The organism is Ruminobacter amylophilus, assembly GCF_900115655.1.
Lineage (GTDB): Bacteria > Pseudomonadota > Gammaproteobacteria > Enterobacterales > Succinivibrionaceae > Ruminobacter > Ruminobacter amylophilus.
Genome location: NZ_FOXF01000002.1, coordinates 114,017 through 140,143 on the forward strand (window position 1 = coordinate 114,017; position 26,127 = coordinate 140,143).

17 protein-coding genes and 3 tRNA genes are annotated in these 26,127 nt (G+C 42.3%); 12 read left to right on the forward strand and 8 right to left on the reverse strand.

Annotated elements, in window-relative coordinates; translation table 11 throughout:
• Window positions 1-208 precede the first annotated feature (208 nt).
• The 3 genes from secA to BMY80_RS01070 all read left to right on the forward strand — a co-directional run bounded on the left by secA (window position 209) and on the right by BMY80_RS01070 (window position 4,687).
• Window positions 209-2,950: a preprotein translocase subunit SecA gene (secA, locus tag BMY80_RS01060; protein WP_093140101.1), complete on the forward strand. Its 2,742-nt coding sequence runs from the start codon at window positions 209-211 to the stop codon at window positions 2,948-2,950.
• Window positions 2,951-3,201: 251 nt separating this feature from the next.
• Window positions 3,202-3,405, forward strand: coding sequence for a DUF4250 domain-containing protein (locus tag BMY80_RS01065; RefSeq protein WP_093140103.1), 204 nt, complete (start codon window positions 3,202-3,204; stop codon window positions 3,403-3,405).
• Between the two features lie 61 nt (window positions 3,406-3,466).
• Complete coding sequence (locus tag BMY80_RS01070; protein ID WP_093140105.1) at window positions 3,467-4,687, forward strand: hypothetical protein; 1,221 nt, start codon at window positions 3,467-3,469, stop codon at window positions 4,685-4,687.
• 32 nt (window positions 4,688-4,719) lie between these two features.
• Here the strand turns inward: BMY80_RS01070 and BMY80_RS01075 are convergent, their stop codons facing one another.
• Window positions 4,720-6,147 carry an FAD-dependent oxidoreductase gene (locus BMY80_RS01075; RefSeq protein WP_093140108.1) on the reverse strand — a complete coding sequence of 476 codons (1,428 nt, stop codon included), beginning with the start codon at window positions 6,145-6,147 and terminating at the stop codon, window positions 4,720-4,722.
• A 187-nt stretch (window positions 6,148-6,334) separates the two neighbouring features.
• On the opposite strand from BMY80_RS01075, the gene BMY80_RS01080 reads away from it, so the two are divergent.
• Window positions 6,335-6,934, forward strand: coding sequence for an HAD family hydrolase (locus BMY80_RS01080; protein ID WP_177178455.1), 600 nt, complete (start codon window positions 6,335-6,337; stop codon window positions 6,932-6,934).
• A 116-nt stretch (window positions 6,935-7,050) separates the two neighbouring features.
• On the opposite strand, the gene BMY80_RS01085 is transcribed toward BMY80_RS01080, so the two are convergent.
• The 4 genes from BMY80_RS01085 to BMY80_RS01100 form a co-directional block, all read right to left on the reverse strand.
• A complete protein-coding gene (locus tag BMY80_RS01085; protein WP_093140114.1) occupies window positions 7,051-7,407 on the reverse strand; it encodes an RNA chaperone Hfq in 357 nt (118 codons plus the stop codon).
• 169 nt (window positions 7,408-7,576) lie between these two features.
• Window positions 7,577-7,652 (reverse strand) — tRNA-Phe (locus BMY80_RS01090).
• A 26-nt stretch (window positions 7,653-7,678) separates the two neighbouring features.
• Window positions 7,679-7,754 (reverse strand) — tRNA-Thr (locus tag BMY80_RS01095).
• Window positions 7,755-7,763: 9 nt separating this feature from the next.
• Window positions 7,764-7,839 (reverse strand) — tRNA-Phe (locus BMY80_RS01100).
• An 877-nt stretch (window positions 7,840-8,716) separates the two neighbouring features.
• On the opposite strand from BMY80_RS01100, the gene BMY80_RS01105 reads away from it, so the two are divergent.
• Window positions 8,717-9,997 (forward strand): O-acetylhomoserine aminocarboxypropyltransferase/cysteine synthase family protein, encoded by a 1,281-nt coding sequence (locus BMY80_RS01105; RefSeq protein ID WP_218140303.1) that lies wholly within the window; start codon window positions 8,717-8,719, stop codon window positions 9,995-9,997.
• A gap of 80 nt (window positions 9,998-10,077) precedes the next feature.
• Here the strand turns inward: BMY80_RS01105 and BMY80_RS01110 are convergent, their stop codons facing one another.
• Both BMY80_RS01110 and BMY80_RS01115 read right to left on the reverse strand, forming a co-directional pair.
• Window positions 10,078-11,256, reverse strand: coding sequence for an iron-containing alcohol dehydrogenase (locus BMY80_RS01110; protein WP_093140116.1), 1,179 nt, complete (start codon window positions 11,254-11,256; stop codon window positions 10,078-10,080).
• A gap of 283 nt (window positions 11,257-11,539) precedes the next feature.
• Entirely contained in the window at window positions 11,540-11,983 is a 444-nt protein-coding gene (locus tag BMY80_RS01115) for a hypothetical protein (RefSeq protein ID WP_093140119.1), read from the reverse strand.
• Window positions 11,984-12,450: 467 nt separating this feature from the next.
• On the opposite strand from BMY80_RS01115, the gene rnr reads away from it, so the two are divergent.
• The 3 genes from rnr (at window position 12,451) to rlmB (ending at window position 18,149) form a co-directional block, all read left to right on the forward strand.
• Window positions 12,451-15,363: a ribonuclease R gene (rnr, locus tag BMY80_RS01120; RefSeq protein ID WP_177178456.1), complete on the forward strand. Its 2,913-nt coding sequence runs from the start codon at window positions 12,451-12,453 to the stop codon at window positions 15,361-15,363.
• Window positions 15,364-15,939: 576 nt separating this feature from the next.
• Window positions 15,940-17,139 (forward strand): amino acid aminotransferase, encoded by a 1,200-nt coding sequence (locus BMY80_RS01125; protein WP_031578434.1) that lies wholly within the window; start codon window positions 15,940-15,942, stop codon window positions 17,137-17,139.
• Between the two features lie 257 nt (window positions 17,140-17,396).
• On the forward strand, window positions 17,397-18,149 hold the full coding sequence (gene rlmB / locus BMY80_RS01130) for a 23S rRNA (guanosine(2251)-2'-O)-methyltransferase RlmB (protein WP_031578435.1): 753 nt from the start codon (window positions 17,397-17,399) through the stop codon (window positions 18,147-18,149).
• 68 nt (window positions 18,150-18,217) lie between these two features.
• Here the strand turns inward: rlmB and BMY80_RS01135 are convergent, their stop codons facing one another.
• Window positions 18,218-19,699, reverse strand: a complete 1,482-nt coding sequence (locus tag BMY80_RS01135) for an SLC13 family permease (protein WP_093140124.1) — start codon at window positions 19,697-19,699, stop codon at window positions 18,218-18,220.
• A gap of 435 nt (window positions 19,700-20,134) precedes the next feature.
• Between BMY80_RS01135 and rpsF the strand changes: the two genes are divergently transcribed.
• The 4 genes from rpsF (at window position 20,135) to BMY80_RS01155 (ending at window position 26,118) form a co-directional block, all read left to right on the forward strand.
• Complete coding sequence (gene rpsF / locus BMY80_RS01140; RefSeq protein ID WP_031578437.1) at window positions 20,135-20,530, forward strand: 30S ribosomal protein S6; 396 nt, start codon at window positions 20,135-20,137, stop codon at window positions 20,528-20,530.
• 12 nt (window positions 20,531-20,542) lie between these two features.
• Window positions 20,543-20,785, forward strand: coding sequence for a 30S ribosomal protein S18 (rpsR, locus tag BMY80_RS01145; RefSeq protein ID WP_031578438.1), 243 nt, complete (start codon window positions 20,543-20,545; stop codon window positions 20,783-20,785).
• A 40-nt stretch (window positions 20,786-20,825) separates the two neighbouring features.
• Entirely contained in the window at window positions 20,826-21,278 is a 453-nt protein-coding gene (rplI, locus tag BMY80_RS01150) for a 50S ribosomal protein L9 (RefSeq protein ID WP_031578439.1), read from the forward strand.
• A gap of 466 nt (window positions 21,279-21,744) precedes the next feature.
• Complete coding sequence (locus BMY80_RS01155; protein ID WP_093140127.1) at window positions 21,745-26,118, forward strand: exodeoxyribonuclease V subunit gamma; 4,374 nt, start codon at window positions 21,745-21,747, stop codon at window positions 26,116-26,118.
• The last annotated feature ends 9 nt before the right edge of the window (window positions 26,119-26,127 follow it).

A 26,127-nucleotide genomic window follows, 5' to 3' on the forward strand; every position in this document is an offset into this window, starting at 1 on the left:
AAAACGCAAGGCATAACATATTTAAAATATAGCATTCAGATTTTTTTAACTTGGGCATTGACAGAGAGAATCCATTTATATAGTGTGCAGTAGCCCATTACTGACGAATTATGCTAAGACAAACAGCATGTATTACTGTAAAATACAGAACCATATGTGTAAAAAACGTTTGTATACGGATGAATTATAAAAATAACTGGTTAGAATAATGTTTCAGACAATACTTACAAAAATTTTTGGCAGCAGCAATGATCGTATAGTTAAGCAATTAAATAAGGTTGTTGTTAAGATTAACGGTTTAGAACCTCAGTTCAAACAGCTTAAGGATGAGGATTTCAAAACCTATACAGAGAATTATAAAAAGCGCGTGGCTGAAGGTTTAAAGCTTGAAGCTGACGGAAAGAAACAGTACGGCAGCACTCTTGATGAGATTCTTCCTGAGGCTTTTGCCCTGGTAAGAGAAGCTTCAAAGCGTGTTCTCGGACTCAGACCTTTTGATGTTCAGCTGATGGGCGGTATGGTTCTCAATGAAAACCAGATTGCTGAAATGAAGACCGGTGAAGGTAAGACTCTGACTGCACTTCTTCCTGCATATCTCAATGCACTTACCGGTAAAGGCGTTCATGTTGTTACAGTAAATGATTATCTTGCCAAGCGTGACAGTGACTGGTGTCGTCCTCTTTTTGAGTTCTTCGGAATGACAGTGGGATGTAACATTCCGGGAATGGATGCGGAAGCAAAGCGTGCCGCATATGCCTGTGACGTAACATACGGTACCAACAATGAATTCGGTTTCGACTACCTCAGAGATAACATGGCTTATATTCCTGAACAGCGAGTTCAGAGACCATTGTTCTATGCTCTGGTGGACGAAGTGGACTCAGTGCTCATCGATGAGGCTCGTACTCCTCTGATTATTTCCGGTGCTGCAGAAGACAGTTCCGATCTTTATGTGGCTGTGAACAAGATTATTCCAGAACTTGTAGAACAGGAAAAGGAAGATTCTGACGATTACCACGGCAATGGTGACTATACACGTGATCTCAAGAACAAGCAGGCTTATCTTACTGAAAACGGTCAGATTCATGTTGAGGAACTGCTTCAGAAGGCAGGTATTCTTCCTGAAAACCAGACACTGTATTCAAGTGCAAGTATTACCCTGCTGCACCACGTGATGGCTGCACTGCGTGCTCACGTACTTTTTGAAAAGGATGTGGATTATATCGTTAAAGACGGTGAAGTAATCATTGTTGACGAACACACTGGCCGTACCATGATCGGCCGCAGATGGAGTGACGGTCTTCATCAGGCCGTTGAAGCCAAGGAAGGTGTGGAAATTCATCATGAAAACCAGACTCTTGCTTCCATTACATTCCAGAATTACTTCCGTATGTACGAAAAGCTTGCAGGTATGACCGGTACTGCAGATACCGAAGCATACGAATTCCAGCAGATTTATAACTTAAGAACAGTTGTGCTTCCTACAAACAAGCCGATGATTCGTGAAGATCTGATTGACCTTATTTACGGTTCTGAAGAAGAAAAGTTTGAAGCTGTTGTGAAGGATATCAAGTCTGAAATCGGTAAAGGCCGTCCGGTTCTTGTAGGTACAATTTCAATTGAAAATTCCGAAAAGCTGTCTCAGTATCTGACCAAGCTCGATATCAAGCATCAGGTTCTTAACGCCAAGTTCCATGCACAGGAAGCTCAGATTGTTGCTCAGGCAGGTCGTCCTGGTACAGTAACCATAGCAACCAACATGGCAGGTCGTGGTACTGATATCGTACTCGGCGGTTCTCTTGATGCGGACCTTGCCGCTCTCACCGATCCAACTCCTGAACAGATTCAGCAGGTTAAGGATGAATGGCAGAAGCGTCATGATGCTGTTGTAGCTGCCGGCGGTCTCCATATCATCGGTACAGAACGTCATGAATCACGCCGTATAGATAATCAGCTCCGTGGTCGTTCAGGCAGACAGGGTGACCCAGGTTCTTCCCGTTTCTATCTTTCTCTCGATGATGATCTGCTGAGAAGATTCGGTTCAGACAGAATCAAGACCGTTATGAAGCATCTCGGGATGGAACGCGGTGAGCCTATTGGTCACAAGCTTGTGTCCAGAGCGATTGAAAATGCACAGCGTAAGGTTGAAACCAGAAACTTTGACCTGCGTAAGAGCCTTCTTGAATTCGACGATGTAGCAAATGAACAGCGTAAGGTAATTTACGAATTACGTAATTCCCTGCTCGACGGCAAGGTTGATCAGGGTAATATCGACATGATTCGTTCAGATGTTTACAACTCTGTTATCAATGAATTCATCAGTCCTAATTCTTTAATTGAAACCTGGAATGTTCCTGGCCTTACTGAAAAGCTCAAGAATGAATTTGCCCTGGATTTACCTATTCAGAGCTGGATTGATAATGATGAGAAGCTGATTGAGGAAAACATCCGTTCAAAGATCGTTGATGAGGCAAAGGATGTATTTGAAGCGAAGAAGCTGCTTATCGGAGAGGAAAGAGCCGGTCAGCTGATTCGCAACATTATGCTGCAGTCTCTTGATACTCTCTGGAAGGAACACCTTGCTTCAATGGATTATCTCCGTCAGGGTATCGGTTTAAGAGGTTACGCACAGCGTAATCCTAAGCAGGAATACAAGCTTGAATCCTATCGTATGTTCACTGAGATGATGGAGAACTTCAAGTATCAGGTAATCAGAATTCTCAGCTGCATCCAGATTAAGGTTCAGGAAATTGATGAAATGGAACAGAAGCGTCAGGAACTGGCTGATGAAGCTGAAAAGAAGTTTAATGACGAAGCTGAATCCAAGGCCAAGGAAATCGAAAAGATGAATGCGGCTTTCTCAGATCCTGACCACAAGGTGGGGCGCAATGATCCTTGTCCTTGCGGAAGCGGAAAGAAGTATAAGAACTGTCACGGACGTCTGGTTTAATTCTGGAATGAATCGTGAATAATCTGAACCCGTTATTGATCACCGGATTGATAACGGGTTTTTATTATCATGATGAATTCAGTCCGTTAATCAGAGATAAATTAAGCAAAAAAACTCTGGTGCAGAAAACATAGTATAATAGCCGTAATTTGTTATCGGCTCATTGAAAAACGTTTATTGTCAGCCAGGGAATAACACATCCTGCGTCAGTTTTAACGTAATTTAAAATCAGATTTTGAAAGAAGGTTATTATGGCTTTTGAAAACTTGTCAAAAATGGATCCTTATATTTTACTGTCCATGGTAAACATGAAACTTCGCGATTTTGATGATCATGATCTGGACAGCTTCTGTGCCACATACGAAATTAACAGGGAAGAACTCGAGAAGAAACTGAAAGATGCCGGTTTCGAGTACGATCCCGAGACCAACCAGTTCAAATATAATTCACTTTGAATTACCGGCTACTCCGTTCAGATTAAATAAGAATAATCACCTGATTGCCACAGTTTAAATTATGTTATTAATTCATCTTCTTCCGTTTAATCGCGATAATTATCCATGGTGTGTGGATATAATTTCCGTAAATCCAGAAAATGCTGAGATTCTTTCTCAGAGCAGAATTGTGGTAACGCCTCCTGCAGGCATATGCCCGTCTCCGACGTATGCTGTTTCATTCGACTGCGACTGCATTGAAGCCGTAAGGAAAACCGGCCTGAATCCGGCGGCAGCTGCAGAAAGACTTGCAATGATTATAAAGAATCACGAACGTCTGGTTTTTTCCGGAAAAAGAGCCTATCTGATGTTCAGGGAACTTCTGTGTAATCTGCAGATGAGAAACGTGCTGAAAAACAAAAGAATAACTTCATTTAAAAGTATTGTTCATGCCGCGGTTTCACTGAAGGGAATTTATTATCCACAGGCATGGAATAATATAAAGAAGCTCGGAGCTGAAACGGGAAACACCGATAACAGATACATCAGAAGCATGTATGCTGTTTTTAAGGATCTGTATCTTAAGGCCCCAAAGCTTCTCAGTTATTTTGTCAATAAATCCCTTGTTCTGGATACGGCTGAATCATCCGGAAAAATTATACTGGGTATAGGTGAGGATTCTTTTTTTATTTTTACACCGGTAATGGTGACATCCGAATATGTACTCGGAATCAGTATAGTAAAGGAGATAAAACCTCTGGTACTTCCTGTTAACGGAGCTGTCTGTTATACGGTAAGTTCGGCAATAAATACGTCCATTGCCAGAGAACTCAAAACTGATTTCGAGCAGATAAAGAAGCTTCATGCGGAATCTTCTGCGTATTTAAGAACCGATTCGGCAGAATACCTCATGCTTATGGATAACCTTGAAAGCAGTATTAAAAATGAATCTGAGGATGTTCTTGCTTCAGATGAATACAGAAGTACTGAATCAATGTTTGCAGAACTGTCTGAGTGGTTCGAGAAGGACCGGGATGTTCTGTCTGCAGATGAAGTATGTGCACATATTGCCAGAGCCTCAGGCAGACTTCGCACCGCCATGATGGATTACCTCTATTCAGAGGATTATCCTCTGCCACTGGGATATGATGAGGTATACAGAGACATTGTGTCGGCAAGAATCAGCAACGCAAGAGACAATATGGTCGCTGAACTTGAATATGCAACGGCTCAGGCTGAAAAGAACAGTAATCAGCAGAGTCTTCAGAGACTGGCGAATCTGTACAGGTATCTGTCTGAGTAATAAAAGGCTTTGAATTTGAATAACAGCCTGTTTTAAATTACCGGTTCAAAAAGCTTAAAACTCTTTTTGGCGTCTTCAAACGCTTCGGTAAGCATTTCAAAAGCAGAAGGGTGATAGAAGTTGTATCCTATCAGGTCGTCAAGAGTCTGCCGATTGAACAGCGCACTGTAAATAAACTGAGACATCTGCTGTGCATAGGGAGCGCATATTTCAGCTCCCAGCAGCATTTGTGTTTCCCTGTCAAAATACACGTGAACAAGTCCGTGCTTGTATCCTTTGATGACTGAAGTGGTATTGTTTGCGGTTGAACTTTCACCGAGAATGAACTTGTGTCCGCATCTCGCTCTCTGTTTAACTTCTTCAAATGACAGTCCGGTTACGGTTATTTCCGGATCGGTAAAGGTAATGTCCTGATGAGGCATGTCGCATGTCTGGGTTATACGCGGGTATGTGGCGGCATTGCTCCCGGCTATTTTTCCCTGGTATAAAGCCTTCTGCAGATTGTTCCTTGTTGATGTGGTGTCTCCGGCTATGAATATATGGGGAACGCTGGTCTGAAGTGTTTTTTCATTGCAGTAGGCACAGTTCATCGAATCAAGCTGTATTCCGGCTGTTTCAAGCTGCAGTCCGTCAAGATTCGGTATTCGTCCTGTTGCGCAGAGTACACAGTCAACCTTCAGGTAACATTCGTGTTCGCTTTCATCAAGATAATATATAACAACGGAATCGTTGTTCTGCTCTATGGTTGTGAAATGTCCGTAAGGTACGATGAATACTCTTTCTCTGATGGCATTGAGAGCTGCTGATGCAACCTTGGGGTCTGTCAGGTGGCCTATTTCTCCCATGCCGAATATAGCCGTTTTAACGTTTAGTCTGGTCAGGTATTCCCCAAGTTCCAGTCCTATGCTTCCTGTACCGAATATGGCAATGCTCTTAGGCAGTTCCTTCAGTTCAAAAAGTTCATCGCTGGTTATTATCTTGTTTCCGATTTTTTTCAGATTGGCGGGAACGTAGGGTTTTGATCCTGTTGCAATAACAAAACTTCTGGCGGAAATGGTGGTGTCAGTTCCTTCAATGGCAACGGTGTAAGGGTCAACAAAGAAGGCTTTTCCCATAATACGGCAGTCCTCGGGAATGGTATAGAATTCCTTGATGTACTGATCAAGAAAAGCTCTTTTCTCATTTCGTACGGTATTGAGAATGTCACTTCTGTCCAGATGCTTGTCCGGTGATTTTCCGTAAAGTGTCATGGTAAGCATCGGAGTGCTGTTGGCTGAATACTGTCTGCCCATTTCATGAAGAAGCTGAGAAGGTACACATCCTGAATTTATTGAGGTGGGGCCTAAAGGACCCTGTTCGATAATGATTGTGTCCGCGTTATTTTCAACTGCCGCCTTGTAGGCCAGCATTCCAGCAGTGCCGGCACCGATAATAACAGTGTCAACAGAGATGTGTCTCATGGTTATTCCCTCAGCTTTTTTGTTCTCAATTATACTGAGATTGCAGGCTCCGAGACAATGATTTTAAGTATAAAGAGTGTTGTTCGTTGATGTTAACTATTAATTTGTTAGAATAGGCTCGCATTCGTCAGAGTTATATATTACTGATGAGTGGCATATGACAGTTGACAGATGACAGGGTGGAATGATGGATTTTGCAAAATTATTGAAATATGAATGTCTGGTGTTTGATCTTGACGGTACACTGGTGGATTCCATGCCTTTTCATTACGGAGCCTGGGTCAAGGCCGTGGCTCCTTTCGGTTTTGTGCCCGACAGGGAATGGATGTACAGACACGGCGGGGTTCCAAGTCATAAGATTGCCAGAATCCTGATTGATGAACATCATCTGCCGTTTGATGATCCCCATGAACTTGCAGCAATCAAGACCCGCAACTATCTTGAAAACATCAGAAACGTGGAAGTATACCCCGTGATGCTGGAGCTTCTGAATTTTGCCAGAGAGCATAACATTCACATGGGAATAGGGACGGGGACGCTGCGTTCCAATGTTGAATATATCGTGAATCACACCATTCTGAAAGATTATATAAAAGTTATTGTTTCTGCTGATGACGTAAAAAATCACAAGCCTCATCCAGATACATTTCTGAAGGTTGCCGAAGCTTTCGGGGCTGATCCTCATAAAAGTGCGGTTTTTGAGGATTCATATTTCGGATATGAGGCTGCGATTAACGGTGGATTCGATCTCATAAAGGTGATAAACGGTATCCCCGAATTTCAGTAAGTGCGGTGTGTTCTGAAATGACAGGGCACCGTAGAACAAGAAAACCCGAACTTCAGGTTCGGGTTTTAAAATCCAGCCGCATCGGACGACCGGAAAAGAATCTAACAGACATCAGATTAGTTCTGGTTCTGATAATTTCTCTGAGGTTTGTGATTATTCTGTCTGAAGTTGTTTCTGTGAGCCGGCTTTTCGGCACTGCCTGCAATGGTGATGGTGGAAATCTTAGCCTTGTAGATAAGCTGCTGATTTCCGCTGGCATCGGTTAAAGCCATGCTGTACTGATCGTGTCCGCTGATAACACCTTCAAGCTTTATGCCACTGACCAAAAAAACTGATACGGTCTGCTTTGTTTCCATAAGCCAGTTAAGAGCGGTATTCTGTCCGTTGCCTAATGAAAAAGCCTGTTCAAGTGTCTTGTAGTTAAGTTTTTCTGTATTCTCGGAATTCTGAGTGTCAATCTGATTATCTGTCATTGGATTCTCGTAATTATTATATTTTCATGAAGAAATGTTCATAGTTCTATGTGTTTAAGATTTTATACCAAATTTACATTTAAACAATAAAAAACATGAACAATATGCACAAAATCAAATATGCATTGTGTTTTTGATTTGGTTTGAGCTTTTTTGATGTGTAAGAGAATGGTGCCCAGAGGCGGAATCGAACCACCGACACGGGGATTTTCAATCCCCTGCTCTACCGACTGAGCTATCTGGGCATTAGAGTCGTTAGAAAGATAACTGATGGTGCCGGCTAACGGAATCGAACTGTTGACCTACTGATTACAAGTCAGTTGCTCTACCTACTGAGCTAAGCCGGCACATTTGCCTGGTGCCCAGAGGCGGAATCGAACCACCGACACGGGGATTTTCAATCCCCTGCTCTACCGACTGAGCTATCTGGGCAACAGGGGCTATTTTACAGAATGATTTTTTTAAGTCAAATATTTTTTGTGTTTTTTTGTGATTTTACGGCTGTTTGTATAAATATTACCCTAAATATGTGTAATGTGTCGTTATTTTAGCCTTTTCTCTTCTTTGGGTCATGTGTGTGCCTGCAGTTTACCATAAAACGTCTCTGATTAATGTGTTACTGAACAGGCAGATAAAAGTCAGGTGTATGGATATGTCCGGTGAGGCGGGATGAGGTAATAGAAAATGGATACGTCAGGAAAACATGAATTCAGAATATCTTATATATTAATCGGGGTCAGCTGAGGACATGAAAATGATATTTCTTATTTCATACCAGAAATATAGTGAATTAACATTTTTTGATTAAAAAATCGGGATTTTTCTGAAAATAAATGATGTTACGCAAAAAAAAATTTAATGGATAAAATTTGCTAAACGCCTTGATAATCAAGGGATTGCAGTGATTTCTTTTTAGAATGATGAAAAATTTTTGAAAAAAATTATATAATTCCTATTGCATTACTATGTAATATTCTGTATAGTATGACTAAACCTATTGGTTGAGTAGGAAATAAGGAGATAATAAACAAAACAATAAAAAACTCCTGCACAACACGAAAGGTTTACGGATAAAGGAAGTCCGGAATGATTTAAAGTGGAAGTTTTTCTGCACGTTAATTCAAATAAGATAGTCATAAATAAACATAATAAACAAAAAAGACATTCTGGCTTCCTGTCCGAATAATAAGAAGAAATAATTGAAATACATGAGAAGTGCTTTATCAGGAAACTTACGGTCAGTCTGATTAAGTTGATGGTAGGCACAGGAAACAGTTTGAATCTCAGAATGAACCGTAAGGAGATAAAGATGTCATACAAGTTTGAAACATTACAGTTACATGCAGGTCAGGAAAAACCAGATAGTGCTACCGGTGCAAGAGCGGTACCTATTTACTTAACCTCATCATACGTATTTAACGATTCACAGCATGCCGCAGATCGTTTCGCTTTAAGAGATCCTGGCAATATTTACGGCAGACTGACCAATCCTACCGTTGATGTCCTGGAACAGAGAATCACCGCTCTTGAAGGCGGTGTGGGTGCTCTGGCTACCGCTTCCGGTCTTGCTGCAATCACCTATGCCATCCTTACTGCCGTAAGTGGCGGTCAGAATGTGGTTGCTGCCTCAAACATCTATGGCGGCACCTTTAATCTTCTGGCTCATACTCTTCCTAATTACGGTGTGCAGACCAAGTTTGTGGATCCTGGTGATCTTGCCGCTTTTGAAGCTGCCATTGATGAAAACACCAGAGCCTTATACGCTGAAACCTTAGGCAATCCTAATTCAGATGTTGCTGATATTGAAGCTCTGGCAGAAATCGCCCACAGACACAAGATCCCTTTAATCGTGGACAGCACCTTTACTCCTCCGTCAGTATTCAGACCTATTGAACACGGTGCCGATATTGTCGTTCATTCCGCCACTAAGTTCATAGGCGGCCACGGTACCGTTCTCGGTGGTCTGATTGTGGATTCAGGTAACTTTGACTGGGAAGCTTCAGGTAAGTATCCGTCTCTTACTGAACCTAATCCTTCATACCACGGTGTTGTGTTCACCAAGGTTGCAGGCAGAGCCGCATATATTGTGAAGGCTCGTGCAGTATTCCTGAGAAATACCGGTGCCACACTGTCTCCGTTCCACGCATTCCTGTTCCTTCAGGGACTCGAATCACTGTCTCTCCGTCTTGAAAGACACGTGGAAAATGCTCTTAAGGTTGTTCAGTTCCTTAACAGTCATCCTAAGGTTCTTAAGGTTAACCATCCTTCAGTAACCACTGATGCAAAGCAGCAGGAACTCTACAAGAAGTATTATCCTAACGGAGCAGGTTCAATCTTTACCTTTGAAATTGACGGCGACATCAATGATGCACGAAAGGTGATTGACTCTCTTAAGCTGTTCTCACTTCTGGCTAATGTCGGTGATGCAAAGTCTCTTGCTATTCATCCGGCCTCAACCACTCATTCACAGCTTAATGAAACTGAACTGCTTGAACACGGTATTAAGCCTAATACCATCAGATTATCAATCGGTATTGAACATATCGATGACATTATCGAAGATCTGAAGCAGGCTCTTGAAAGTTTCTAATCCTGAAACGTAAAACCTGATCGTCATGAAAACAGGTCTGAGGAGTTTTCCTCAGACCTGTTTGTTATTCTGAAAAAAGTTTAACGGTATGCTTTTTCAAAAATACCGGCAATTTCCTCATCGGTTGTTTCAGCCGGGTCAAAGGCAAACAGAACGCCCATTGTGGCTCTGGCGTTTTTCGCGAGAGTCATGCATTCTTCCTTTCTGATGCCGAAATCAGACATTTTAAGATCGGCAACACCGCATTCCTCCTGGAGTTTTACCAGAGCAGTAATGAAATCCTGCGGCTTGTCGGCATCGTTCATCCCAAGAAATCTGGCCATGTCTATAAATCTTTCGTCACAGACATGCTTATCGATCCAGAACTGGAAGTAGGCTTTTGACAGCATGATTAGGCCTGCACCGTGAGGCAGTTCAGGGTGATATGCACTCATGGCATGTTCCATGGAATGTTCACTCGAGCATGCCACGCAGAGCATGGAGTAACCGGACATGGTATTGGCGAAGGCCACAGCTTCACGGGCCTCAATATCATTGCCGTCTTTCACGGCTCTGGCCAGGTATTTGCCTATTTTTTCAATAGCGGAACGTTCAACCATATCGCTCATGAGACTGTGACGGCAGGAGATATATCCTTCAAGGGAATGGCAGAGAGCGTCGAATCCCTGATAGGCGGTAAATTTCGGCGGTACGGTAACCATCAGTTCCGGATCAACTATTGCCAGCGTGGCAAACATTGAGTCATATCCGCCGACTCCGATTTTTTCATGAGTGTCGGTTTTGGTGATTACACCGGCTTCGTCAACTTCAGACCCTGTTCCAGCGGAAGTGGTTATGGCTACCCACGGAAGAGGTTCGTTTACGAGAGGGAGTCCTTTGCCGGTTTCACCGAAGGCATAGTCCCAGAGATCTTCTGAAGGCTGGGTGGCAAGCATGGCAATGTTTTTGGCCGCGTCCATTACTGAACCCCCGCCAAGAGCTACCACAAAATCACAGCCGTTGCTTTTTGCAGCTCTGGCTCCGTCTTCCACCATTTCCTTTAACGGATTGGCTCCGATACCGTTGAATACAACTGCTTCACATCCTGCCAGTCTGAGCTGTTCCCTGGTTCTGTCAAGTGAACCGCTTACAATGGTGGACTTGCCGTTGGAAATTACCAGCAGTGCTTTTTTTCCCGGTAACTTGTGTTCATGCATTCTGTTCAGGGCACCGCATCCGAATATAACCCTTGTCGGACAGAAAAAGTTATAAGACGTCATTGATTGATCTCCAAAAATCGTGTCTGGGCATGCATCTTCTTTATCGACGCACGAGAGAGTGTACTCCGGGTGATATGCGGAATACGTGATTATAAGCATAAGGTACGATTCACGTCAGATACAACAACAGTCGGATACGGTTTGTTGTTTTTGCGGATGTATTCACAGAGAATTACAGAAGCTGAAAAAGACGCCGGTGATATGAACGGATTATGTTTATCCGGCTGCAATTTTAATCCTCTTCTGCGAATATGTTGATTAACATTGCAGCCTGTACTGACCATTAGTAGACGTGCTGGTCGATAAGATCGTTGCAGTGGTTCAGAAGATTGTCCACAAGAAATTCAGCCGAGGTGGTATATCCGTAACCGAACACTTCACCGTCATCATAATGGGATATGATTAAATTCTTGTTCCTGTCCTGCTTTAAAACGAGGTGATATCTGTTTTCATCCTTGTCAGCTATTTCCATATCCTGTGATACAGCGGCTTCGAAAAAAGGATTGTTGTAGATTTCTGACCAGTCCGCCAGTGTTGAAAAAAATACAAGTCTCGCACCTGTTTTAGGATGAGATAATGTCGCACCTTTGAAGTGATACGGATTATGACCGTTCATTGTCCTTGAGTAAGGTTCGTTGTAGGTAAATTCACAGACTTCCTTTGAGCCGCATCCTGTTATCAGCAACAACGTTGTCAGGCAGGAAAATAACAGCAGATCTTTCAGCATTTTTATTTGTTCCTTTTATTTATGACTGAGTTTTCAGAAAGTATACATTATGTGATACAGAGTTGTTTAATAATTTTTTCATGACAGATGCGAAATAATCTGCTAGGATTAGCGACTATTTTTACGACAGATAGTATATACTGTCTTTATCTGCCTGAGCGTTTCTGCTGATTATTAAGATTCGTATCCACAATTTTTTTACTTTTTCTCTGAGAGCCATTCGTTTTTTATCATGGTTTCCTGTTTTTGTTGGTGATTTTCTGTTTAATCAGGCAATGTCATCAGGTTTTATAATTTTATTCAACGGCCGGGACAGCGGTGTGTTTTTGACCGGATTTATAACTTTGTCATGATTTGAATAACAAAAGGAACGTGCTGAAGGCATGAAATCATGATTTCACCCCGTGTGCATGTCATCGGTAAGACATGTCTGTATTTACAACTTAATAATAATCAAAGAGAACAGCATGAGCGTGAAAAAAGAATCCAATAAGAAAGAAGCAAAAGTTAAAGAAGACAATCAGAAAAAAATAATTAAAAACAGACCGGAAAACAATAGTGGAAATAATCTGCCCGACAGCGGAGTAACCGATCTGCTTTCACTTTATTTCGGGGAAAGTGTGGCCAATTCAGTTGAGGCGGCGGACAAGTTCGACAGGAAACAGTCATCAGAAAGCGGAAAATCACGGGTAAAGGCCGGAAAAAAGAAGTCTGAGTCAGAAAAAAAATCTGTTTCTTCAGAAGATAAAATAAAGGATAAACTACCGGCTGATACCGTTACTGGCGACGCTGAAAATGCCGAATTAGGTGAACTTATTGTTTATGCCGCCGAAAGAACAATTATAAAGGCGAAAAAGGATATCGCTTTATCACAGGATGTTCTTAACAGTACGGACCGCGATTACTTTAATTCGCTGAAGAAAATTATCATAAAGCAGAATTCATCAGTTTCCTGTGATTTAAGATTAATAAAGAAAATCTGGCAGACAATGGTAGAAAACGGAGTACTTACTCCGCTTGCTCTGGGCGACAAGTCAATTATGCTTCCGGCTGACGCTTTGGAAAAACGTGTCGGAAAGGTGTTTATCGAATACGAAAAAATTCCGGAAATTGACGTTGTTTACTATTCCAACAAGCTTGAAACTGAAGATCAGGAAAGCTGTATTCTTTATCTGCCTGATAACTCCGTTTTTCACGGTGATAAGGTTGAATGCCTGTATAACCGCAGAACCGGAATAGCATATTACGTTTCCACTGTCGAAGAGCATAATCTTGTTCTCGGCCGCTGGCGCAAAACCAAGGATCATGCCGTGCTTTATCCGGAGGATCCACGTTTCGGCGGACGCCATTTTTCGTTCAGAAAACTATCCGATGTCGATGGCATCGGGATGGGGAGTATTGTTATCTGCCGTATCGTGAAACGTTCCACCACCGGCAGTTATATCGTTGAGGTTGAGCACGATCTTAAAGACGGTGCCCGTCTTGACAGCAGAATTCAGATTGCCATTCTGAACAACGGTATTCCTCACGAATGGAATACGGCGGTTAAAAAGCAGGTTGACAATATTCCTGACGAGGTGCTTGAAAAGGACAAGGATAAAAATAAGCGTGTTGATCTTACGGAACTGCCTCTGGTAACCATTGACGGTGAGGATGCCAGAGACTTCGATGATGCCGTTTACTGTCGCAGGGAGGGAAGCGGGTTCAGACTGTTTGTGGCCATAGCCGACGTTTCCTTCTATGTGCGTAACGGATCTCCTCTGGACAACGAGGCAAAGCACAGAGGAACCTCAATCTACTTCCCTAATTACGTGGTGCCGATGCTTCCTGAAAAGCTGTCAAACGGTCTGTGTTCCCTGAATCCTCATGTGGACAGACTCTGCATGGTATGTGAAGTTCTGGTGAAAAAGGGCGGAGAACTGGGAGAATACAAATTCTATCCTGCGGTAATGAATTCCCATGCAAGACTTACCTATACTCAGGTGGCATCAGTTCTCAGCGGAGAGGAGGTGACTGATCCTGAAATAGTTCCTCTGAAGCAGGATCTCCTGAATCTTTATGATCTGTACAAGGAACTCAAACTGAACAGAGTCAATCGCGGAGGCATTGAGTTTGAAGGCAGTGAGGTAAGATTCGTGTTTGATGAAAATCAGCAGATTACCGATATCCTTCCTGTGGTGCGCAATGATGCACATATGCTTATCGAAGAATGTATGATTGCCGCCAACGTGTGTGCAGCCGATTTCGTGGAAAAAAGCAAAGGGTTCACACTCTTCCGTGTCCATCCAAAGCCAGCCTCGCTGAAGGTGACCGCATTCAGAAACTTTATTGCCATGTATGGTCTGAGCCTTGACGGCGGTGAGGTTCCGGAAAGCAGTGATTATGCGGCTTTTGCAAAGAAGATAGAAGGTAATCCTTATCAGAGCGTTCTTCAGATTATGATGCTTCGTTCACTGGCACTTGCTACCTACACTCCTGAAAATGAAGGCCATTTCGGTCTGGCGCTGGGGCATTATGCGCATTTTACCTCTCCAATCAGAAGATACCCTGATTTGCAGCTTCATCGTGAAATCAAATATCTTTTAGGTAAAAACGGGATGTTTTCCTCAAGTCTGGCAACTTCGCTCGGAGCCAAAAAGTACGAACTGCCTGAACTGACTGTACTTTCAGAGTCATGTAATACCACTGAACGCCGTGCGGACAAGGTCAGCGGGGAAGTAGAAATGGCGCTGAAGGCCAAGTTCATGGAAAAATTCATTGGCAAGAATCTGCCGGGGGTGGTAGTTAACGTGACTTCCTTCGGGCTGTTCGTGAAAATTGAAAAATTCAATGTTGACGGTATGATTCATGTATCGGAAATTTCCAAGAACAACTTTATGACCTTCGATGAATCATCAATGCGTCTTGTTGCGGAAAGATCCGGTTTTTCCGTTGGACTGGGCGAAACCATAACCGTGGTCATAACTTCCGTTAATACGGATGACGGCAAGATTACCATGATTCCGGCACCGGGAACTTTCGGTAAAAACAGAGTTTCCCTCAACGAGGAGGCCAGAAAGACCGTAGGCGAGTATCAGGGAACCGATGCTGTTGACAATCAGTCAGTCAATCAGGCTGTAAGAAAATCCATGGCCATATGGAATAATGTCGACAAGCTTGATGATGAACTTATGGAATCCGTTGTGAGCGTTAGCAGGGTTAAGGCCGCTCCACATGCAAGTATTACCAAAAAGGTTAAGACCGGGACAGAGAGCGGAACAAAGAAATCTAAATCTAAGAGTACGGTAAAACCGGCAGCTTCCGGAAAGAAGACACAGGGCGGAAAGCCTGCTTTAAACCGCAGGAATTCAAGAGCCGGAAGTAAAGGTCTGAAACAGTAACAGGAGGAATCTCACGTATACATCGACAGCCGCAATCATCCTGTATCCCTGCGGCTGTTTCATCAGAGGATATTGTTACTGAACTGATGAGTTCAACAGATTTTGTGAGGTTGCGGCAAAGCCTGTGAAGAGAAGAAAAATTGGTCTGTAAAGTATGATACTGTTTCGAATTACATGTTTTGTCTGATTGTATGAAAGCTTCGTTTCAGAAGATGAAACGGAGCTTTTTTATAATGAAGATATGATATGAAAGTGAAAAGAATATCTCAATTTTTAGAAAAGAGCCTGTAAAAGCCTCAAATCACTGAATCCGTAATTCCGGTCAGCCCGACGTAGGGATTAAACGAATGTAAAACTGCATTAATCAGGATAAAAATTTTTGATGAAATTATGACATTGCTCCCACAGTTTTTTATGTTGTGATATAATTATCACCAATTTTTTGAGTGTCATCTTTGAACGGTACATTCAGCCTTATGTTTCAATGCATAAATAAGCTTTACCGGCATCAGCATAGTATGACTTCAGTCGAAAGAAAAAATAACACAGGTATTTCCTATTTATAAGGGTATAAACATGTTTTTTGAAAAAATCGTTGCAGCTCCTGCAGATCCTATTCTTGGTTTAACCGAAGAATTTAAGAATGATCCACGTACTGATAAGATTAACCTCGGTGTAGGTATCTACAAGACCAATGAAGGCGTAACTCCTATTCTTAAGTGTGTTAAGAAGGCTGAAGAAATCATTCTTAAGGAAGAAACCACCAAGAGCTATCTGCCAATCGTTGGTACTCCTGAATACGGTAAGCTCGTAAGAGAACTGGTTTTCGGTGCTGACAGCGAAGTTATCGCTTCAGATCGTGCCCGTACTACTCAGGCTCCAGGCGGTACCGGTGCTTTAAGAGTAGGTGCTGATTTCTTAAAGCAGCAGAACGTAACCGGCAAGATCTGGATTTCCGATCCAACCTGGGCTAACCACTTCCAGGTATTCGGCAAGGCTGGTCTTGAAACCGCTAAGTACAGATACTACGACAAGAACACCCGTGCTCTTGATTTCGAAGGTATGAAGGCAGATCTCAAGAATGCCAAAGCCGGCGATGCAGTATTACTTCACGCCTGCTGTCACAATCCGTCAGGTATGGATCCAAACGCTGCTCAGTGGGAAGAACTCGCTAAGCTCGTTGCTGAACTCAAGCTTCTTCCATTCTTTGATTTCGCTTACCAGGGCTTTGGTAACGGTATTGAAGAAGATGCTTTCGGTATCCGTACTTTCCTGAAGTACAACAAGGAAGTTTTAGTTGCAAGTTCATTCTCTAAGAACTTCGGTCTTTACAATGAACGTATCGGTGCTTTAACCGTTGTTTCTGCTGATAAGGAAACTGCTGACCGCGTATTCTCTCAGGTTAAGATTGCAGTACGTGCCAACATTTCAAATCCTCCAGCTCACGGTGCAAAGATTGTTACCACTGTTCTGTCAAACCCTGAACTTCGTGCTGAATGGGTTGCCGAAGTTGCTGAAATGCGTGACCGTATCAAGAACATGCGTGAACTTTTCGTGTCAAAGCTTAATTCTTTAGGCTGTGCCGTAGATTTCAGCTTCATCAATACCCAGTACGGTATGTTCTCTTTCTCAGGTTTATCTCCTGAACAGGTTGCAACCTTAAAGAAAGATTACGGTATCTACATGGTAGGTAACGGCCGTATCAGTGTTGCAGGTATCACCACCTCTAACATCGATGCTTTATGCAAGGCAATTTACGAAGTACTTCAGAAGTAATATTCTGAATACTGATTACCACTTGAATTGATGGTATGACCGTAATCCGCCGGCCAGTTCTCTGACCGGCGGATTATATATATGCAAGTCCTTCTTCCTGTAAATTTCCGTTACTGATTAGAGGATTTGCATATATAAGAAGACGCTGATGTTTTTCACAGATATGTATTAACAGTGATGCGTTGTTTTCGCCATGCAGGGACAGAAGGTTTCTTGAAATATACCATCTGCGTCCCGCTTTTATTTCCGGAGAATTTATGAGTAGTAAAAATGAATATGTATACGGTGTTCATGCCGTAAGTGCCCTTATTGAGACTGAGCCAGAAAGAATCATTGAGGTTTATGTTCTCAAGGGACGTGATGATGCAAGACTTCATGCAGTGGTATCTGCTCTCAACTCTCTCGGAATCACTGTTAACCAGGTTAACCGCAAGACACTTGATGACAAGGTGTTCGGCGGTGTTCATCAGGGTGTCGTTGCCAGAGTGAAAAGCGCCAAGGTTCTTGGTGACTACGAACTGAACGAGTTTCTTGATAAGGTGGAAAATCCGTTTCTGCTCATTCTTGACAATGTTACTGATGTTCATAATCTCGGTGCATGCCTTAGAAGCTGTGACGGGGCAGGCGTGAATGCTCTGATTACCTCCAAGGATAAAAGCGCGTCTCTTACCGCTGCTGCCAAGAAGGTTGCCTGCGGTGCCGCTGAAAGCGTACCTGTATTCTATGTTACCAATCTTGCCAGAACCATGAAGGAACTTCAGGAAAGATTTATCAGAATTATCGGTACTGCCGGCGAAACCGACAAGGTTATTTACGACGTTGATCTTACCGGTCCTCTGGCTCTGGTAATGGGGGCAGAAGATACGGGAATGAGAAGACTTACCCGAGAAAACTGCGATCAGCTGGTTAAGCTTCCGATGCTTGGGAAGGTTACGAGTCTTAACGTTTCAGTAGCAACAGGCGTATGCTTATACGAAGCTTTAAGACAGAGAATGCTTAAGACAAAGTAAATTATTCAGTTATCTGATAAGAATTAGAAAGGCTCCGTACGGAGCCTTTCTTTTATCCTGATTCAGCATCAGATTTTACTGATGATGAAAAGGAGAATGAATGAAAGCACCATGCACATTACGCTTGTGATGCCTCCGGCCTTAATCATGTCTTTGTTTTCAATTTTGCCGGTAGCATAAGCAAGGGCGTTAGGCGGAGTACTGATTGGCAGAGTCATGGCAAAGGAGAGAGTCAGAGCAATGAATATCAGTGAGTATGAAATATCGATGCCGGTAGTTATGCTCGGACTTGAGAGCACGGCAACGGCGATAGGAATGAGCAGGTTGGCTGCGGCCGTATTGGAAATAAAGTTGGACAGCACCCATCCGGTCAAACCTATGATACCGATAATCATAATGCCTGAGAAATTGCTGTAATCAATCATGTTTGCCAGTTTGACTGCAAGGCCGGTGTTTTCCAGGGCGTTGCCGATGGCGATACCTCCGGCAATAAGCCAGATTACGTCCCAGTTCATGGTTTTAATGTCAGGTGCCTTGATGATGCCAGTACAGGTAAAGGCAATAAGAGGCAGAATGGCAACTATGTAACTGTTAACCCCGTGAAGCTTTTCTGTCATCCACAGCAGGATGGTGGCAGCGAAACATATGTATACAAAAATCGATCTCCAATCGGTATTGAAGCGGCTCTTTATGTCGAGAGTTATTTCCCTGGACTGGAAAGGGAACAGCATTCTGAGAAGTATCCAGGTTAAGAATATGCAGAGAGCTGCAAGCGGAAAACCTATCAGCATCCATTTCATGAAGCTTACGGCATGTTCTCCATGCAGAAATCCCAGTGCGATTGCGTTAGGAGGCGTGCCTACAGGAGTGGCGATACCGCCAATGTTGGCCGCAAATGGAACGGACAGTATCAGCGCCTTGATACCTTTGTCTTCATTCGAAACAGAGGCAAATACCGGAGCCATCATGGCAAGCATCATAACGGTGGTGGCTGTATTACTCATGAACATGGCAAAAAAACCGGTGACGCACATTACACCGAGCATAACCATTGAAGGCTTTTTACCGAACGGCTTCAGCAGTACTCTCGCAAGGTTGATGTCCAGCTTGTACTTGGTGGAGGCTATTGCCAGGGCAAAACCGCCGAGGAACAGGATGATAACCGGAGAACTGAAGCTGTTGAATACAGATTTATAGCTTAGCAGGTGTTCTCCATCAACTGATTTAAGATAGTTTTTAATAGGCGTAATGGCCCCGTCTGAAGCAAAGAGACACAGGGAGCCGATGATGGCCAGAGATGTCGCATATACAGGCATCGGTTCGAGTATCCACATCAGAGCGGCGGCGATGAATATGGCCATGGTGATGTTCTGTACCGGGGTGAACGGAAAAGTCTGCGGAAAGATTACCGGCAGTGAATAGCTTACCAGGGTAATGAATACTATGAGAAGTATTTTAAAAATATTGAATTCACGCACATCTATCGTCTTACCGTCCTTGTCCTTGGGAATAGACGAATGCGGAATGTTTTTAAATATATGAAAACTCATGATTAACTCCGATGGGGAATATAGTCAGATTCGGCTTCAGCATGATGCTTTGTGCTTGTTGTATGCGGTTCAACTGAAGAATACGCAGACTGTTCTGCTTAATCTTCATTATAGTTTAGGGCTGTTTTGAATAGAATTTCGGAGTATCCGTTTTGGGAAGCCGTTATAAAATTTTTCGACCTTCCTTTTCTAAACTGAAAATACAGCGGTTAATATGGTCATGCCACTGCGTGACGGATGATAATTCACGGACTGCATGCTGATATGAAAACGGAAGGCGTATGACGGATATTCTTGGGATTGTTCAAATTTTCGCTTGCTAATTCGTTAATAAATCTATATAATTCGCTCCGTTTACCGGTCATATAAATTCGTTCCTTGCCTTAAAGATGCGACCGGAATCTAAGAGGCTAAATAACCGTAAGGGGCATTTAAATGCGTCATTATGAAATTGTGTTCCTGGTTCATCCAGACCAGTCAGAACAGGTTGCTAGCATGACTGACCGTTGCGTTAGCATCATTGAAGCCGCTGGTGGTAAGATCAACCGTCGTGAAGACTGGGGTCGTCGTCCACTCGCTTATCACATCGACAAGCTTTCTAAGGCTCACTACGTTCTCTTAAACGTAGAAGCTGAACAGTCTGCAATTGATGAAATCGAAAACCGTTTCCGTTACAACGATGCTGTTCTTCGTTACCTCATCACTCGCGTAAAGAAGGCCTTCACTGAACCTTCACCAATCATGAAGTCAATGGAAGCTCACCGCAATGCTCGTGACAACCGTGAAGAACGTGTTGAAAACAAAGCTGCTGTAGCTGCTGATGCTGAATAAGGAGTAAACAACATGGCTTATTTTCGTCGTCGCAAGTTCTGCCGTTTCACTGCTGAAAAGGTAGATGAAATCGATTACAAGGATACCGCAACCTTAAAGAACTACATCACTGAATCATGCAAGATTGTACCAAGCCGCATCACCGGCACCAGTGCAAAGTATCAGCGTCAGCTTGCTGTAGCTATTAAGCGTGCACGTTACTTGGCTTTATTACCTTACACTGATTTACATAGCACTGCTAGTAAGATTAAGTAAGGCCTAACTCTATTTTTTATTATTTAACCGAGGAAAGGTAATGGAAGTTATTCTTCTTGATAAGATTGCTCATTTAGGCAGTCTCGGTGATAAGGTTAAGGTTAAGAGCGGTTTTGCTCGTAACTATCTTATCCCTCAGAAAAAGGCCGTTATGGCTACTAAGGAAAACCTGGCTAAGTTCGAAGCTCAGCGCGCTGAGTTAGAAAAGAAGTTAGCTGCTGATTTAGCTGCTGCTCAGGAACGCGGTGCTAAGCTCGATGCTTTAGAAACCGTTACTATTGCTGCTAAAGCAGGTGATGAAGGTAAATTATTCGGTTCTATCGGTACTCGTGACATTTCTGATGCAATCACTGCAGCAGGTGTTGAAGTTAAGAAGAGCGAAGTTCGTTTATCTGAAGGTGTATTAAGATCAGTTGGTGAATACGAAATCACTGTTTCTTTACACCCAGACGTTAAGTCAACCCTCAAGGTTGTTATCGTTGCTGAAAAGTAATTCGTAAGAATTAGTTTTCCTTAATCGTAATAATGAAAGAAGATACTGTTTCTGGCAGTATCTTCTTTTTTTTCCGTAATCCGTGACTGGCTTTGTATCCGTATGACCATTTTCTAAACGTACGCGCAGATATTTAAGATCTGCTTGTAATGATTTGACATCAGTATCAGATAAAATCCCCTCATCTTTATAAAATTAAAAACCGGCACTGTATTTACGCAGATTGGAGAACTGATTTTAAGCCTTGAACAAGACACAATTAATTATGGTGACATGAATATTGTTGTTCAGATGGTGACACAGATACAGAATTATAATTAAGAGTATAAAATATATTTGTATAAATATAAAAAATAGGTTATATTTTTAAGGATACAGCGTCATGCAGGAAGACTGAAGACAGTTTTCGATACCGGGTATTATTCATAATTCATTCGACAGATCGGCAGAAGAAGGAGAGAGCGTCATGTTTACGGTTTATCATTCAAATGATATTGAATTGCTGGTGAAACTGGGAATTCACCTTATTAAAAACAGTAATACAGACCACAGAAAGGTTAATCCTTTTGCTCCTTCGCACTTCATTGTTCAAAGCTCGGGAATGGAGCTTTATCTCAAACAGAAAATTGCGGAATTTGACGGGGTGTGCGCACGTATTGAGTGTCATCTTCCTTGGAAGTTTATCTGGAGTCTTCATGAAGCTCTGTTTGCCGATGAGTATCCTCATGAAATGGTTTATAACGGAGACAACATCGCCTGGATTCTTCTGCAGGCGTTTTCTGAAGGCGCAAAAAATGATCCCGACTGTTTTAATCCTGACAGTCCGTCATGCAGATATCAGTATGTGGCTGATTACATATATGACAGGGATGAAACTGCTTCGGGAAATTCAGCCGCATCCGGAAGAAAGCTTAATTACGTAAAGTGTTACCGTCTGGCACACCGCCTGGCATATATTTACGAAAACTATCTTGTTTACCGTCAGGACTGGATTCGTTCATGGAATGATGCTCCGGATAAAGAATCACTCAGGGACTGGCTTGAAGAACTGAAGGTTAAGCACAACACCGATTTTAACAATAATGATTTTGTGTGGATTGGCGAATTATGGCATGAGTTTGTCAGGAACAATCTGATTGATGAGCTGAAGGGAAAGGATCGTATTCATTATATGGATTCAATGAGGGCTGTTATGCAGAACAGTTCTCAGGAAGAGTTCTTTGAAAGAATAAGAAATAACGGAAAGGACATTCCACGTGATGTTTATGTTTACGGCATATCGTCAATTGCTCCGGTGGTGCTTGAATTCCTTGTACTGCTTGGTAAGTTTATAAACGTGCATTTCATGTTTACCAACCCGTGCCGTTATTACTGGGGAGACATCAAGGCTGATAACGGTTCAAGTTCAGATTCAGATATTGATGAGCTTATTGAAAGAATAAAACAGAGACACAGCATTGATTTAAAAATCAAAAACAGGAACATAACTGATGAATACTTTTCAAAACTGAATTCTCAGGATACTGGCGACTATTCTGATTTCAGTTCGCAGAACTTCAGCCGTGATTATTATGAACACGGTGACGATATGCTTGAACTTGTTGAAAGTAACCGTCTGCTTCTTACCTACGGCAAGTCAGGAAAGGATACCTTAAGCAGTCTGATGGCCTATGCGGATAATGAAAACTATCAGGTAAACGATATTCATGCCTTTGTGGAAAATAACGGAGAGTCGGGCACTATGCTGAGTCTGATTAAGAACGATCTTCTTAACATGACCTTTACTCCGATGACTGGTGATCCGGATACCATGGAACAGGCGAATGTGTCCCGTAAACAGCGAATGGTGGATCCTGATGATTCATCCATTCAGTTTCATTCCTGCGCCACACCTTTAAGAGAGGTTCAGGTTCTGTACGATCACATGCTGGAAAAATTCAGGGAGGATAAAACACTTCGTCCGAGAGACATTGCCGTATTCATGCCTAATGTAGGTGTTTACGCTCCTTATATTGAAGCTGTGTTTGGAACCAACAGGGAACTTCTGACCAAAAAGAATTCAGGAGCTGCTGATAAGAATGCCGAACCGCAGAAGGTCGATTTGCCGTATACCATATGTGACCGAACCACAGCTGAAGAATGTCCGGAAATTGACGGTTTTAATAAGCTCATGAATATTGTTTCCGGCAGAATCGACAACAAAACACTGTTTATGCTTCTTTCCATTGATGCCATCAGATCAAGATTCGGAATTGAAGCTGATGACCTTGAACAGATAAAGAAATGGTTTAACGACAATAACATTATTTTCGGGCTTGATGAAGAAGACACGAATATCTACGACGTAAATGTTTCTGCGGACAAAAAAGACAGTGGCACTGAATCCAATCCGTTTTTTGTCAGCGAATATCGTAATTCATTCAAGTCAGGTCTCAACCGCATGATTAACGGTTCTCTGATGCCGGTGCTGTCTGAAGGTGATGACGACCATGAGTATAACACTGAGCTTGAAGGAACGGATTCATTCGAACTTCTGGGCCATCTTTATTCCTTCTATGACGCTCTTAAAAGTCTGCGCCTCGAGTTTAAAGAGTGTGAATCGGCGGATAAGGAAATGTTAACCATACCTGAAGATATTATTAAACAGGTTATGGGTGATTCTTATGCGGGATCTTCTGTCATGTCTTTACGGGATCTCAGTGTGGCTCAGCTTGTTTCATATTGGCACAATTTTATAATCAGCAGGGTGCTGAACCGTTTCTTTGCTTTCAGTGAGAATAACGTAAATCTGTACACGCTGATTGCCAGAAACTTTGAGCGCATGAGGATTGATTTGGAAAAGTTAAAAGACATTCCCGTCATCAGCCTGGATATCGTCAGGGAATATCTTGCCGACAAGCTGTCCGGGGAAAGCGGATTCTCCGCATTCTTAAGAGACAAGGTTAATTTCTGCAGCTTTATTCCGATGAGGGCAATACCGTTCAAACACATATTCATGCTGGGCATGAATGACGGTGACTATCCTAAATCGGATAATGGTGATTATTTCGATCTGATGAAGACGTATTTCCGTCACGGGGATCGCAATGTCCGTAATGACGACTGCTATATGTTTATGGAAGCTCTTATTTCTGCGGAAAAGAGCGTATACATTTCCTATGTCGGCAAGGATGTGGTGAAAAACAACGAACTCAATCCTTCAATGCTTGTCAGTGAGCTGATAAATTACATCTCCTCCACCTGTATGCTGAATCGTGATTCTTTTGAAAGACTGTACCATGGGAAAAATGAAAAGACTTACGAAGAGTATCAGAATGAGGCCGACAGTACTGAAAATGAGGAAATGCTGAGAAAAGCTCTGGTTAAGAGTGAAAGTCTAAACGTTTATGATGCCAGCAATTTCAACGGGACAAGACTCCGTTCGTATCAGTCTCAGTGGTGTCCTCGTCAGGAAAACAGTACGAATGAAGAAGGTAAGGAACTATGGCAGAATTTCATTACTCCTGAATTAAGTTCTCTCAAATTTATTAAAAAGGATGACGAACATAGAGATGGCTTTGCCGACTGTGACTACGTTCTGGATATATCCACGGATGAACTGCAGACTTTCTTTGAAAGCGGTAAAAAGTTCTTTGTAAAAAATGTAATGCGGCTGTCTCATTATCTTCTGGATCAGCATGGTCTTACCGAACACGAAGGATGGAGGTTACAATTTGGAGAATCCGATATTGAAAGACATCTCATGGACAGGCTTTTTAAACCTGGAATCGTAACAAATGATGACATCAGGAATGGAATTGACGATTTTATTTACAATGCCCAGCTTAAAGGAACTCTTGAGAACGGGGTTATTGGAGAATATTACAAAGAAAATGTTCTTGGTGATGCGGACAGTGATGAATCTCCGTTCTGTAGAATTCGAAAAATTATAAATCTCCGTAACAGTTATTATTTTTCTAATGAGCCTTTTTCAGTTCCTGTTGACCTGAAAGTAAAGGTTCCTGTGGAGAAACGTTTTATTGCCGATCTGTACTGTGAGCACGAAGATGAGAACAATCAGGCAAACAACAGCGGTAAAGAAGACGAATCCTGTCTGTACACTCCGGGGAAAACCGTAAATGTTGAGGTGAGAATCAGGGGAAAAATAGATGACGTACTGAAAATAAATAATAAATATTTAAAGATAAATTTCAGAATATTCAGTAAATTCAGTACTTCTTTGTTTATTTCTCTGTATCAGTCGTTACTGCTTTATCTTCAGCTTGCCGATAGTAACGGAAAGGCTGATGTTTCCGTTCAGGGTATTTGGAAATTATCTGAAGATTACAGATTTCAAATAGATTTTTATGGTACCAGAGCAGTAGATGAACTTCCGAAAATAGTAAAGAATTATGATGATAATCTGCGAAAGCTTCTTGAAGAAAAACTGAAGAATCTTATCAGACTGTATATTCTTGGTCATTATGCATATATTCCTTTTGAGTTAATCAAGAAAATTTCATCAGGTGTTTTTTCAACAGAAGGAACAATAAACTCAAAAAATAAATACACAGGTTCTTCGTACATATCAGAAACCGATCTGCTGTTCGGTGACCAACCGGTATCAGTTACTGATTTCAATATGTACAACGGCTCACCGGAGACGATGTTTTCATGTATTGACTGGCTTGTAGGGGATCTTCCGTTTGTGGAAAAATTCGTTAAAAAAGATAAGAAGTCATCTGGAAAAGCAGATAAAAATGAAATCAGATTTCTGACGTGTCCGACTAAAAAGCAACAGATTGTTACTATGGACAAGTTGCTGAAGGAATTTGGCATAGATCTGGAAGAAATAGGATAGCAGACTGAG